Raw genomic sequence first — 13,061 nt, forward strand, 5'->3', positions numbered from 1 at the left:
GCCACAAAGTCATGTGACCTTGGTCACAAAAAAGAACGAAGTGCGGCGGCAATTCAGGGCGATGAATAATGTCCTTACACGGCTCGACCCCAGACGCCACGTGGCGGCGGCCATCGGCTGGTCGGTCGGCCTCTTGGCACTTCTCTCGGCCATCGTGGTCAGCATCGCCGTCACCCTCACCGCCCGCTCCGACCTTGAAGGCGATGCCGCCAGCATCTTCGCCGCCGAAACCGCGCGCCTGGCCGAGGCGCTGGACGTGCGGCTCGATGACAAGCTCAGGGTGATCTCCTCCTCCGCCCAGATCCTCGATGCCACCCGCACCACGCTCGCCCCGCAACAGCTCTCGCAGCCGGTGCTCGATGCCGCGGGCCGCTCGGTCGATGGCTTCGACTGGGTGGGCATCATCAATCCGGCGGGCACCGTGGTGTCGGGCTCGGACCGGTCGGCGTCGGGGGAGACGGTGGCGGGCGAGGCCTGGTTCGCCCGCGCCCAGGCGGGGCTTTCGGTTGCGGTGGCGCCGCTGCGGAAGGGGTCTGACCCCGCCCTCATCATCGCCGCCCCCCTCACCGGCCAGCAGCCCTCAAAGCCGTGGGTTCTGGTCGGGCGCCTCAAGCTCGCCTGGCTCGAGAAGACCGAACGTGATGTGGTCCGCGCGTTGCATCTCACGCCCGACATTGAAACCGCCGTTCTCACCGCCGGCGGCGCCCAGCTCGCCGGAGACTGGACCATGGCGAAGGACGCAGGTCTTGCCACCCTCGCCCGCCTGCGCGCCCAGGCCCACACCGACGGCACGCCGGAAGAAAGCGGTGCGGTTGAACTTGACCGCCGCCTTGTCGGCTTCGCCCGCACCCACGGGTCCGCCATGCGCAACGCCGATCCGTGGTGGGTGCTGATGCGCCAGCCGGAGCCCGATGCCTTCTCGAAGCCGCTTGCCGAATCCTGGAAGCTGTTCTGGATCGTGCTCGCCTCCGGCATCGTCACTGCGGCAGGGGCGGCGGCCGCCACCGCGCTGCTGCTCCGCCGCCTGAACGGCCTTGCGGAAAATGCCCGCCGCATTCTTCAAGGCTCGGCCGAGCGCATCAGCGTGCCCCAGGGGCAGGACGAGATTTCGGCGGTCGGCGCATCGCTCGCCGCCACCTTCGACAGCCTGCAGGAATCGAACCGCACCCTCTCCGCCCTCAACCGCGAACTGGACCAGCGCGTGGAAGAGCGCACCCGCGAGGTGCACCGCCTCTTCGAGGAGAGCAAGAATGCCGCCATCACCCGCGAGCGCCTGCAGATGGCGCGCAACGTGCACGATACACTGGCCCACTCCATGCTCGCCGTGCTGAGCCAGATCCGCCTCGCCCGCAAGGTGGAAACCTCGAAGCCCGAGATGCTGGCGGGTGAACTTGCCGAGGCCGAGCGCGTCGCCAAGGACGGCCTCGATACGGCGCGCTCGGCCATCGGCCAGCTCCGCTATGTGGCCGTGCGCGACGATGGCCTGGGGGCCGCCATGGAGCGGCTGGTCAAGACCCTGCGCGAGCGCATCGTGGCCGAAGTCAGCCTCACCATCGCACCCGAACTCCGTCCGCTCGCCACGCAAACGGCGGAGACGCTTCACCGCATCGCCGAGGAGGCGCTGCGCAATGTGGAGAAACATGCCAATCCCACCCACGTGGATGTCGATTTCCATCTTGCGGACACAGGCGACGGGCGCGGCACATCGATCATCCTCACGGTGCGGGACGATGGCACGGGCTTCGATCCCGGCGCCGATGCAACGGGTCACTACGGATTGATCGGACTTCGCGAGCAGGCCTCCCTCATCGGTGCAAGGCTCACCATCACGAGTGCGCCCGGTTCCGGCACAACCGTACGTGCGGATGTGCCTGCGGGCTTGCGCAGCATCTCATGAGCCTCTCGTGAGAATGTGACTTTCGGCACGGAAGAATGTGACCTCCGAAACTCACAATTCATGCAGAGGAGGTGCAGCTTTCATCTCACGGAGATACACCAGAACCCCTCCGCCGGCCGCAGTGAAGGCCGCATCCAGATGGAGATGACCATGAACAAGTACATCATTCTGTCCGCAATTGCCGGAACCCTCGTGCTCTCGACCTCGGCCTTCGCCCGTGATCCCGGCGAGGATCTCAACGTTGCCGTGGGCAAGGTGCGGTCCATCCACGGTGATACCGTGACGCTGCGCAACGGCATGCGCTTCACCGCCAGCACGCCGGTCATCCTCAAGGGCCTGCATGTGGGCGAGAAGGTCTCGGTCACCTACAGCAACGGCAATGCGCTGATCAGCTACGAACGCGCCTGATACACCTCAAACGTTCTCGCGACGCACCTCCCGCACCGCCTACCGAACGGCAGGTGGTGTTTTTCTTTTCCGCGGGTCTTTCCAACAACTTCGCCGAAGTGACGAAAGTCACTTCAATTCATGACCGAAGTGGGCATTTTCGGACATTGCAAGCAGTTAGGGTTTCCGGGTGGCGGACAGGGCGACAGTCCCGCCTGCCAGAGGAACACCGGAAATGGATGCGCAGCGCGGACATGCCATCGCCTATCGACCATCAGGGAGCGGGACCATGAAACGTCCTGACCCGCGGCTTTATCTTGGCTACCTGCCCTATCTGGCAAGTCTCGCCATCGTCGCCCTTGCGGCTTGGACGCTGCATGGCGTGCTCCGCGAAATTTCCTGGGCGGATGTCTCGGCAAGCTTCCTTGCGACGCCCGTGAAGGCCCTGGCGCTCTCGCTCGTCTTCACCGCAGTGGGCCGAGCGCTGGTGGTGGGCTATGACGTGGCGGCCTTCCGGGCGATCGGCTACGCCGTGCCGCTGAAGGTGCCGGCGCTCGGCGCCTTCGAGGCAAGCTCCATGAGCCAGCTCATCGGCTTTGCTGCCCTCACGGGTTCGGCCCTGCGCCTCCGCGCTTACGGCAAGGCGGGTGTGCCGGTGGCGCGAACCGGCGACGTCATCATCCTCTCCGGGCTCGCCTTCGTTCTTGGCCTTTCGGGCGCTTCGGGAGCTGCCCTGCTCCTCGCGCATCAGGACATGGCCCGTGCCTTTGCGCTGCCGCCCTTGCTCACACTTGCGCTTGGCGGGGTGCTCGCCCTCATCCTTGCGGGCTACTTCGTGCAGCGCCAGTTGATGCCCGGCCCCCTCTCGCTATTCCGCTGGTCCATCGCGCTTCCCGACGTGAACTGGAGTGCCGTCCTGCTCGTCCTCGGCGTGGCCGACATCTTCGTCAGTGCCGCCGCCCTCTGGGTGCTGCTGCCTGATTCCTCCTCCCTCAGCTTCATTGCCTTCGGCGGCATCTTCGCCATCGTTGTTGTGGCGGGATTGCTCGCCCATGTGCCCGGCGCCGTCGGCGTGCTCGAAAGCGGGCTGCTGCTCGCCATGCCGCAGGTGAGCCATCACGGTCTGCTCGCCGCCATCCTGATGTACCGGGTCATCTACTATCTGACGCCCGCGGCCATCGCCGCGCTGCTGATCGCGGCGGAGGAGTTCCGCCCCGCCGCCGCTGCCTGGCTCGACCGGCTCTGGGCCCGCTTCCCCATCCTTCGCGACCTCGTGCCAACGGTCATTGCAGGGCTGGTGTTTGTTGGGGGCGTCATCCTGCTTGTCTCGGGCGCCACGCCTGCGATCGGCAGCCGCATGGACGTCTTGCGCGGTCTCGTGCCCCTGCCCTTCATCGAGCTTTCGCATCTGACCGGCAGTGTCGCCGGCTTCTTTCTCGTGGTGCTCTCGAACGGCCTCTTCAAGCGGCTCAATGCCGCCTGGACGGTTTCGGTCATCACGCTCCTCGCCGGCGTCATCGTCTCGCTGATCAAGGGCCTCGACTGGGAAGAGGCGCTGGTGCTGGTGAGCGTGCTTGCGCTGACACTCGCCAGCCGAAGCGCCTTCTACCGCAAGTCCTCGCTGTTTCATGACCGGCCATCCACGCTTGCCGTTGCCGCCATCGGACTTGCCTGCCTCGCCTCGCTCTGGGTCGTCATTCTCGCCTATCAGCAGGTGGATTATTCCAACAGCCTCTGGTGGGAGGTGGCCTATGCCGCGGACGCGCCGCGCTCGCTCCGCTCCAGCCTCGTGGTGCTGCTGCTGGCGGGCGGCCTTGCGCTTCACCTGCTGCTGAGCCCGCGCTACCGCAGGCAGGTGCCGGATGCGATCTCCGAGACGGTGCGCCGCATTCTCGCCACGGCGCAGGGCACCAGCGCCAATCTGGCGCTCACCGGCGACAAGTCGTTCCTCGTCGCCAGCGAGGGCGATGCCTTCATCATGTATGCCAAGTCGGGCAAGAACTGGATCGTGATGGGAGACCCGGTCGGCAATGCCGAGCGCTTCTCCAACCTGGCCTGGCAGCTCAAGGAGCAGGCTGACGAGGTGGGTGCGCGCCTCATTTTCTACGAGGTGAAGACCGATCATCTCCCGCTCTATCTCGACCTGGGGCTCATTCCCTTCAAGATCGGCGAAGAGGCGATCATCGACCTCACCAGCTTCTCGCTCGAGGGCGGTGCCCGCGCCAACCTCCGGCAATCCGCCCGCAAGGCGGAGAAGCAGGGCATGCAGTTCCGCGTCGTGCCGCGCGAAGAGGTGGCCACACTCCTCCCCGACCTCCGCGCCATCTCGGATGCCTGGCTCAGCGACAAGGGCGCCTCGGAAAAGGGCTTCTCGGTCGGCTTCTTCGATGACACCTACCTGCAGTCCAGCAGCATCGCCGTGGTTGAGCACGAGGGCCGGATCATCGCCTTCGCCAACATCTGGAGTTCGGGTGCGGCTGCGCCGCTCCGCCATGAACTCTCCGTCGACCTCATGCGCCACCGCAGCGATGCAGCCCCGGGCCTCATGGACTTCCTCTTCGTCAAGCTGCTGCTCTGGGGCAAGGAGCAAGGCTACCAGCGCTTCAACCTCGGCATGGCGCCGCTCTCGGGTCTCACGCCGCGCAAGCTGTCGCCCTTCTGGCACAAGGCCGGAAACCTCATCTACAGCCACGGCGAGCAGTTCTATGGCTTCGAGGGCCTGCGCGCCTTCAAGGACAAGTTCCGCCCCTCCTGGGAGCCGCGTTACGTGATCTGCCCCAATGGTCTGTCTGCTGCGTTCGCTCTGATCAGCATCTCGCGCCTCATCGCGCGCGGTCCCGCGCAATCCCGCGAGTTCCCGCCAAATCCCGCCCCACTGCCTGCTCACTGACATGGAGAAGAGAATGAAACTGTTCGCCGCTACCGCGCTCGCCGCAATGACGCTTGCCGGAACCCTCACCGGTGCCGCCCATGCGGAAACCATTTCCGTGGCGCCGTTCGGCAGCATTGCCGTTTATCGCCCGGCAGGCCCGCCCAAATCCATGACGCTGTTCCTCTCGGGCGATGGCGGCTGGGAACTGGGCGTGGTGCCCATGGCCAAGAAGCTTACCGACCAGGGCGCCATGGTGCTCGGCGTCAACACGCCGAAGTTCCTCGCAGCGCTCGACGCGCAGAGCGGCCAGTGCACCGATCCCGCCGGTGAACTCGCGTCACTCGCCAAGACGGTTGCGGCCAAGGAAGGGATCAAGGTGCCGCCGCCTGTCGTCGTCGGCTATTCCTCGGGCGCAACCATCGCCTACACCGTGCTGGTGCAATCCCCCACCGGCTTCAGCGGCGGCATCGGGCTTGGTTTCTGCCCCGATCTTGAATCGGCGAAGCCGATGTGCGGCGGGCCGGGCGGCCTCACCCACGTGAAGAACCCGAAGGCCAAGGGCTTCATCTATGGCACCACGCCCAAGCTCGGCGCGCCGTTCATCGCGCTGCAGGGCGGCAAGGACCAGGTGTGCATGCCGAAGGCGACCGATGCCTTCATCTCGAAGGTGAAGAATGCCCGCGTCGCCGATCTCCCTCTTGTCGGTCACGGCTTCTCGGTGCCCAAGAACTGGATGCCGCAATATGTCGAGGCCTACCGCAGCATCACCGGCGGCCAGAAGGAAGCGGCCCAGTGACCATCCGGCGTTTCCTCTGTGGCTGTTCGATTGCGGCAGGCCTTGCTGGCCTCGCCCTCCCCTTGCGGGCGGAGGTGATCGACGTGCCGACCTTCGGCAAGGTCACGATCGAACGGCCACAGGACACGCCAACTTCCGTCACCATCCTGCTCTCCGACACGGGCGGTTGGTCAACCGATGAAAGTGCGATTGCGGCGAAGCTCGCCCAGCAGGGCACGCTGGTGATCGGGGTCGAGTCCTCACACCTCATTGACGGTCACGAGGGCCAGAAGAGCTGCCTTTACCCTGCCGGACAATTGCAGACGCTGGCACAGTCGGTCGAGAAGAAGGAAGGCCTCGGCACCTATTTCGAACCCGCGGTGACGGGGATCGGACTTGGCGCCAGCCTCGCCTATGTGGCACTGGCGGAAGCGCCGCAGAACACCTTCGCAGGTGGCGCTGCGCTCCGCTTCGACCCGGCGCGCACCTTTGCCGTCCGCTTCTGCAAGGGTGAACACCTGCCGCACATGGATGACGGACAAGGCGCGAAAATACTGGGTCAAGCCGATGCGCTGCAGGCCCCCTTCACCTTCGTCGTTCCACAGTCCGATGAAGCGCGCTTCACCGCCTTCACCGACGCCATGGAGAACAGCCTTGTGAGCCCCGTGGCCGATGAGGCGCTTGCCGCCGATCCCGCTGCGGCGATGCTTGCAGCCCTCCAGCAGGCGGGCGCTGCCGCAGCCACGCCGCCCGCCACCGCCGATACAACAGAGGTGGCGGATTTTCCCATCACCGAAGTGCGTGACGAGCAGGCCACCGAGGGCGATACGCTCGCGATCTTCCTCTCCGGCGACGGCGGCTGGGCGAGCCTTGATGATGGCGTATCAGAGCTGCTGGCCGCCAAGGGCATTCCCGTGGTGGGCGTCTCGTCCCTCAAATACTTCTGGCAGGCGCGCACGCCGGATGATGTCGGCCGCGATATCAGCACCATCGCCGCCTACTACCTGAAGGCTTGGAACAAGAAGCACATCTTGCTGGTGGGCTATTCCTTCGGCGCCGATGCCATGCCCTTCGTGGCGACACGGCTGGCGGGGCCGGTGAAGGACAATCTTTCCGGCCTCGCGCTGATCGGGCCGTCGCACGCCGCGACCTTCGAGTTCCACGTCTCGGGCTGGCTTATCGACGACACCTCGGGCACGCCGACATTGCCGGAGGTGAAGAAGCTCGCTGGCCTCCCCATCGCCTGCATCTACGGCTCGGACGAAACCGACAGCCTGTGCAGCGACCTCTCCGGCCGCAACGTCTCGTTCTACAGGGCCAACGGCTCGCACCACCTCGACGGCGACTACGACGGCGCAGCCGCCGCCATCGTGGCGCTCACGCGGGTGTAGGACCCGGCCACCCTCAGGCGGCGCGCAGCCACTCCGGCAGCCAGGCGCCGTGTTCCCTGATCAGCGCATCCACCAGATCCCAGATCTTCTGCAGGTCCAGTTCCGCGGCCGTGTGGGGGTCCATCATCGCGGCGTGATAGACATGCTCGCGCTTCTCCGTCATGAGGGCGCGCACCGTCAGTTCCTGCACGTTGATGTTGGTGCGGATCAGCGCCGTCAGTTGCGGCGGCAGCTCGCCGATGAAGGTGGGCTGGATGCCGCTCTGGTCCACAAGGCAGGGCACCTCCGCCGCACAGGCCGCCGGCAGGCTGGTGATGCAGCCGTTGTTCCGGAGATTGCCGTAGATCACCGCAGGCTCGCCCGTCCACACCGCATTCACGATCGACGAGGCATATTCATGGGACGCCTTCACCTCAATCGTCGTGGCGCTGCGGAAGGCCTCCGCCTCGCTCGTCCAGCGCTCCACCTGCTCGATGCAGCGCTTGGGATATTCATCGAGCGGAATACCGAAGCGTTCGATCAGGTCGTCGCGGCCTTCCTTGATGAAATAGGGGGTATATTCGGCGAAGTGCTCGGAACTTTCCGTGACGAAATAGCCGAGCCGCTTCAGCATCTCGTAGCGCACCGTGTTGGGGCAGCGCGGATTCCAGTGCGAGGGCTTGGGGAAGCGGCCTTCTTCATAGCCGCGCAGAAGATCGGGATAGAGATTGCGGTAGCTGCCGTCCTTCTGGCGGTGCTCGAAGACCAGATAGAAGGCCATGTGATTGATGCCGGCGGCGCGGTAGCGGATCTCCTCCACCGGAATGTCGAGGTCACGGGCCAGTTCGGCGGCCGTGCCCTGCACGGAATGGCAGAGGCCCACCTGACGGATCTGCGGATACTTCTCGGCAATCGCCCAGGTGTTGATCGCCATGGGGTTCACGTATTGCAGCATGATCGCCTGCGGGCAGACCTGCAGCATGTCCTCGCAGATCTTCCAGAGATGGGGAACGGTGCGCAGCCCCCGCATGATGCCGCCCACGCCCAGCGTATCGGCGATGGTCTGGCGCAGGCCGAAGCGTTTCGGCACTTCGAAATCGGTCACCGTGCAGGGTTCGTAGCCGCCGATCTGGAAGGCGACGATGACGAAATCCGCCCCTGTCAGCGCCCGCTTCTGGTCGGTGTGGGTTTCGACCCTGGCCTTCACACCCAGCGACTGCACGATCTTGCGGGCGACGATTTCGGATTCCGCCAGGCGCACGGGGTTGATGTCCATGAGGGCGATGGTCGCCTCCGCCACTGCAGGGCGCATGAGGATGTCGCCCACGATGTTCTTCATGAACACCGTCGAGCCTGCGCCGATGAAAGTGATGCGGGGTGTCCCGGCCATGGTCTGCCTCGTGATCGATTGCGGCCCGCTTTTCCCACGGCCGCCGCTGCCGGGACAATGGACGCCATCGGAAATTGCTTCCGGAATTGTAAGGTCGGAGGCGTTTTGCGGCGACTTAGCGCAACGGACGATCAAATCGGAACGATTTGAGAGAGGAAAGTTGCGCCAGATATTTGTTTTGAACGCATCTTTCGCTTCGCAAGTGATTCCACTTGCTCGCACGATGCGTTAAGCCGATTTCCGCGTGATCTTGTCGTAGGAGAGCCGGAAGGCCGCCGGGCTCTTGTGGAAGCGCTGCTCGAAGGCGGCATAGAAGCTGGAGAGCGAGCCGAAGCCGCAATCAAACGCGATGGTGGCCACCGGAAGGTCGGTGGCGATCAGCATGGATTGCGCCATGTCCAGCCGCTGCCGGGTGATCGACTGCTTGATGGTGATGCCCACGGCGCGCTTGAACAGGCTCATGGCATAGTTCGGGTGAAGGCCTGCGGCCGCGGCCACGTCCTCGGACGAGATGTCTTCCAATGCGTGCTCGCCGATGTATTGCGCCATCTTCTCCACCCGCACGGCCCGGTCGTGGTCGTGGCCCAGATGCTCCGCCTGCGGCAGGCGGGGCGAGACATCGCGCAGGTCCTGCCAGCCCTCGCGGTCGAGGCGGCGGATGCGGGCGGTGAGCTCGTCCTTGACGATCTGCTCGAGTTGCGCGTCGTTCTGCAAGAGGTCATCGCGCCAGCGCAGGAAGATGTCCTTGTCATAGGGCTTGATGTCGAGCGCCTCGATCACCGCACCGCGGAAGATCGCGGCGCGAAGCTCGCTGATCGTCGGCAGTTCGAGGAACACCGCCATCGGCACGTAAAGCACCACGAAGCGGGTATCGGGGGCGCACTCCGTCACCTGATGGGGGATCATGCCCCAGAAAAGCGCCAGCCGCCCGGCCGAGAGGGTGAGCACGCGGCCATCGAACCAGTAGGTCATGCTGCCGCTCAGCACGAAATTGAATTCCACCTGGCTGTGCATGTGCGGACCCGGCATGGGCCGGACCACCAGGGTGTTGCCGGCGCAGAAGCGATGGTCGCCGAAGACGACCACGGGATAGCCCCGGTCCATCTCGGGATTGGCCCGGATGCTTTCGTCGCTGTAGCCCTGCCGGGCATCCGCGGGACGGGCGGCGGTCTTGACCATGCTTAGGATTCCGGAAGCTGGCTGTCCAAATTCGGTAGAAGCTTGTCGAAAAACACCCGATGGTCAAGGTCAATCATGAAGGCGCAGCAAGAACCGCCACATGACAACAGACCGCCGCCAGACGTGCGGCACAGGGAGGACATTCATGAACATCATCAAGGGCCTTTGCGGGCTCGGGCTTGCATTTGGACTCATGGCAGGCACAGCGCTTGCGGGCGAACTGGTCATCAACTCCGACCAGTCCGATCCGGCGCCGAAGAAGGCCATGGAAGAGCTGATCGCCGACTTCCAGGCCAAGTATCCCGACATCAAGGTGAAGTGGAACAACTTCGACCACGAGGGCTACAAGTCCGCGATCCGCAACTTCCTCACCGCCGATCCGCCGGATGTGGCCGCCTGGTATGCGGGCAACCGCATGGCGCCCTTCGTCAAGGCCGGCCTGTTCGAGCCGGTGGACGATGTCTGGGAGGCCAACGGCTTCAACGACCAGCTCAAGTCCGCTGCCGCCTCGATGACCATCGACGGCAAGAAGTGGGGCGTGCCCTACACCTATTACCAGTGGGGCATCTACTACAACAAGGAGGCCTACAAGAAGGCCGGCGTTGAAGTGCCGAAGACCTGGGCCGAGTTCGTCTCCAACTGCGAGAAGTTCAAGGCCGCCGGCATCGACTGCCTGACCACCGGCACCAAGGCCCTGTGGCCCGGAGCCGGCATCTTCGACTACATGAACCTGCGCGTGAACGGCTACGAGTTCCATATGGACCTCGCCAACGGCAAGATTCCGTGGACCGATGACCGGGTGAAGGCGACCTTCGCCGAATGGAAGAAGATCGTTCCCTACATCACCGCGAACCACGCCGCCATCGACTGGCAGGATGCCGCAGCCCTCCTCTCGCAGGGCAAGGCCGCCAACTACGTGATGGGCAACTTCGCTGTCGCCACCTTCAAGGAAGGCGGCCTCACCAACGACACGCTGGGCTTCATGGTGTTCCCCGAGATCACCCCCGGCCTGCCGCGTGCGGAAGAAGCGCCGACCGACACCTTCCACATTCCGGCCGGTGCCAAGAACAAGGCTGACGCCAAGACCTTCCTCGCCTACCTCGGTTCCGCCGAGGCCCAGACGAAGATGAACGCCACGCTCGGCCAGCTGCCCACCAACAACAAGTCGACTGTGGGCGACGACCCCTACATCAAGGCCGGCTTCGAGATGCTGTCGAGCGCCTATGCGCTTGCCCAGTTCTTCGACCGTGACGCCCCCGCCGACATGGCCAAGGCCGCCATGGAAGGCTTCCAGGAATTCATGGTGAAGCCGGACAATCTCGATGCCATCCTAAAGCGTCTCGAGAAGGTCCGCCAGAAGGTTTACGCACAGTAAGCCGCTGGCAGGGCCGGGCTCCACACGGGTCCGGCCCTCCCTTTCCCTTCAAAACGCGGAAGAGCATCCATGCCGGGCACCAAAGGCAAGCGCTGGACTCAACGGACACTCGCCCCCTGGCTGTTCCTGGCCCCGGGCGTGCTGGTCTTCCTGCTCTATGTGATCTTCCCCATCCTGCAGTCGGTGTGGATCAGCTTCTACGACTGGGACGGGCTCGGGGCCGCCAAGTGGGTGGGCCTTCGCAACTACTCCGATCTTCTTGACGACGACAGCTTCTACACCTCGCTCCAGAACAACGTGATCTGGCTGGCGCTCTATCTCCTCGCCATTCCGGCGGGCCTCGCGATCGCGCTCTTCCTCAACCAGACGGTCACCGGCATCCGCGTCTACAAATCCCTGTTCTTCTTTCCCTTCGTGATCAGCCAGGTCGTCGTCGGCCTCATCTTCTCGTGGTTCTATGCACCGGATTTCGGCCTCCTGCCGAAGATCATCGGATTCTTCACCGGAACCGAGGTCGCCATCCTCGCCGAGGACAGGTTTGCCACCTATGGCGTCATCGCCGCAGGCCTCTGGCCGCAGATCGCCTATTGCATGATCCTCTACCTGACCGGGCTCAACAACATCAATCCGGAGCAGGTGGAAGCGGCCCGCATGGACAATGCCAAGGGCTTCTCCATGCTCTGGCACATCGTCATTCCGCAATTGCGGCCCGCCACCTTCATCGCTTTGGTGGTGACGGTGATCGGCGCGCTCCGCTCCTTCGACCTGGTCTCGATCATGACGGCGGGCGGCCCCTTCGGCGCCACCCGTGTGCTCTCCTACTTCATGTATGAGCAGTCGCTCTCCGAATACGGCGTCGCCATGGGCTATGGCGCGGCGATTGCAGTCGTCCTCTTCGCCATCATGCTGGTGTTCATCACCCTTTTCATCGTGCGCATGCTGATGCAGGAAAGGAACGGCTGATGTTCCCCGCCCCCATCCAGAGATCGGCACCGTGGGTGCAGGTCACCTACAAGCTGCTCCTTCCCGTCGCCCTCATCCTCTGGCTCCTGCCGCTCATCGGCATCGCCGTCACCTCGATCCGTCCGTCATCCGACTTGGCCGCAGGCAACTATTTCGGCCTGCCCTCGCGTTTTGCAGGCGTCGAGAACTACATGGCGGTGTTCGAGAACTCCAACATCGGCTGGTACATCCTCAACTCCTTCAAGGTGACGATCCCCACGGTGATCGGTGCAGTGGGCCTCTCCTGCCTCACGGGCTTTGCGCTCGCCGTCTACAAGTTCCGCCTCAACCTGCTCGTCTTCTTCATGTTCGTGGCAGGGAACTTCGTACCCTTCCAGATCCTCGCCATTCCGGTCCGCGACCTCACGGTGAAGCTCGGCATGTATGACACCATCACCGGGCTGGTGCTCTTCCACATCGCCTTCCAGACCGGCTTCTGCACCCTCTTCATGCGCAACTTCATCAAGGCGCTGCCCTTCGCCCTCATCGAAAGCGCCCGTGTCGAAGGCGTTTCCGAGTGGAAGATCTTCTGGAACATCGTGCTGCCGCTGATGCGGCCCGCCATCGCCGCCCTCTCGGTGCTGATCTTCACCTTCATCTGGAACGATTATTTCTGGGCCACCATCATGGCGCAATCCGCCGATGTACGGCCCGTCACCGCCGGCATGAACGAACTGAAGGGACAGTGGAAGGTGGCCTGGGAACTGATCACCGCCGCCTCCATCATCGCGGCCCTGCCGCCGGTCGCCATGTTCTTCCTGATGCAGAAGCACTTCATCGCCGGCCTCACGCTCGGCGCCACAAAGGGTTAGGT

The 13,061-nt window shown here is 64.2% G+C and carries 10 protein-coding genes; 8 read left to right on the forward strand and 2 right to left on the reverse strand.

Annotation, left to right across the window (positions count from 1 at the left end; genetic code table 11):
- Window positions 1-61: 61 nt before the first annotated feature.
- The 5 genes from QM801_RS15190 to QM801_RS15210 all read left to right on the forward strand — a co-directional run bounded on the left by QM801_RS15190 (window position 62) and on the right by QM801_RS15210 (window position 7,322).
- Window positions 62-1,897, forward strand: coding sequence for a histidine kinase (locus tag QM801_RS15190; protein ID WP_415020055.1), 1,836 nt, complete (start codon window positions 62-64; stop codon window positions 1,895-1,897).
- Window positions 1,898-2,047: 150 nt separating this feature from the next.
- On the forward strand, window positions 2,048-2,305 hold the full coding sequence (locus QM801_RS15195) for a hypothetical protein (RefSeq protein WP_415020056.1): 258 nt from the start codon (window positions 2,048-2,050) through the stop codon (window positions 2,303-2,305).
- Window positions 2,306-2,573: 268 nt separating this feature from the next.
- Window positions 2,574-5,174, forward strand: a complete 2,601-nt coding sequence (gene mprF / locus QM801_RS15200; protein ID WP_415020057.1) for a bifunctional lysylphosphatidylglycerol flippase/synthetase MprF — start codon at window positions 2,574-2,576, stop codon at window positions 5,172-5,174.
- Between the two features lie 13 nt (window positions 5,175-5,187).
- On the forward strand, window positions 5,188-5,952 hold the full coding sequence (locus QM801_RS15205; RefSeq protein WP_415020058.1) for an alpha/beta hydrolase: 765 nt from the start codon (window positions 5,188-5,190) through the stop codon (window positions 5,950-5,952).
- Window positions 5,949-7,322: an AcvB/VirJ family lysyl-phosphatidylglycerol hydrolase gene (locus QM801_RS15210; protein ID WP_415020059.1), complete on the forward strand. Its 1,374-nt coding sequence runs from the start codon at window positions 5,949-5,951 to the stop codon at window positions 7,320-7,322. The genes QM801_RS15205 and QM801_RS15210 overlap by 4 nt, the downstream gene beginning before the upstream one ends.
- 13 nt (window positions 7,323-7,335) lie before the next feature.
- Here the strand turns inward: QM801_RS15210 and QM801_RS15215 are convergent, their stop codons facing one another.
- Both QM801_RS15215 and QM801_RS15220 read right to left on the reverse strand, forming a co-directional pair.
- A complete protein-coding gene (locus tag QM801_RS15215; RefSeq protein WP_415020060.1) occupies window positions 7,336-8,691 on the reverse strand; it encodes an alpha-glucosidase/alpha-galactosidase in 1,356 nt (451 codons plus the stop codon).
- A gap of 228 nt (window positions 8,692-8,919) precedes the next feature.
- Complete coding sequence (locus QM801_RS15220) at window positions 8,920-9,870, reverse strand: helix-turn-helix domain-containing protein (protein ID WP_415020061.1); 951 nt, start codon at window positions 9,868-9,870, stop codon at window positions 8,920-8,922.
- A 145-nt stretch (window positions 9,871-10,015) separates the two neighbouring features.
- On the opposite strand from QM801_RS15220, the gene QM801_RS15225 reads away from it, so the two are divergent.
- The 3 genes from QM801_RS15225 (at window position 10,016) to QM801_RS15235 (ending at window position 13,059) form a co-directional block, all read left to right on the forward strand.
- On the forward strand, window positions 10,016-11,245 hold the full coding sequence (locus tag QM801_RS15225) for an ABC transporter substrate-binding protein (protein ID WP_415020062.1): 1,230 nt from the start codon (window positions 10,016-10,018) through the stop codon (window positions 11,243-11,245).
- Between the two features lie 69 nt (window positions 11,246-11,314).
- On the forward strand, window positions 11,315-12,208 hold the full coding sequence (locus tag QM801_RS15230; RefSeq protein ID WP_415020063.1) for a carbohydrate ABC transporter permease: 894 nt from the start codon (window positions 11,315-11,317) through the stop codon (window positions 12,206-12,208).
- Window positions 12,208-13,059, forward strand: a complete 852-nt coding sequence (locus QM801_RS15235; RefSeq protein WP_415020064.1) for a carbohydrate ABC transporter permease — start codon at window positions 12,208-12,210, stop codon at window positions 13,057-13,059. The genes QM801_RS15230 and QM801_RS15235 overlap by 1 nt, the downstream gene beginning before the upstream one ends.
- Window positions 13,060-13,061: the final 2 nt, after the last annotated feature.

This window comes from Aestuariivirga sp. (genome assembly GCF_047600585.1).
Taxonomy (GTDB): Bacteria; Pseudomonadota; Alphaproteobacteria; order Rhizobiales; family Aestuariivirgaceae; genus Aestuariivirga.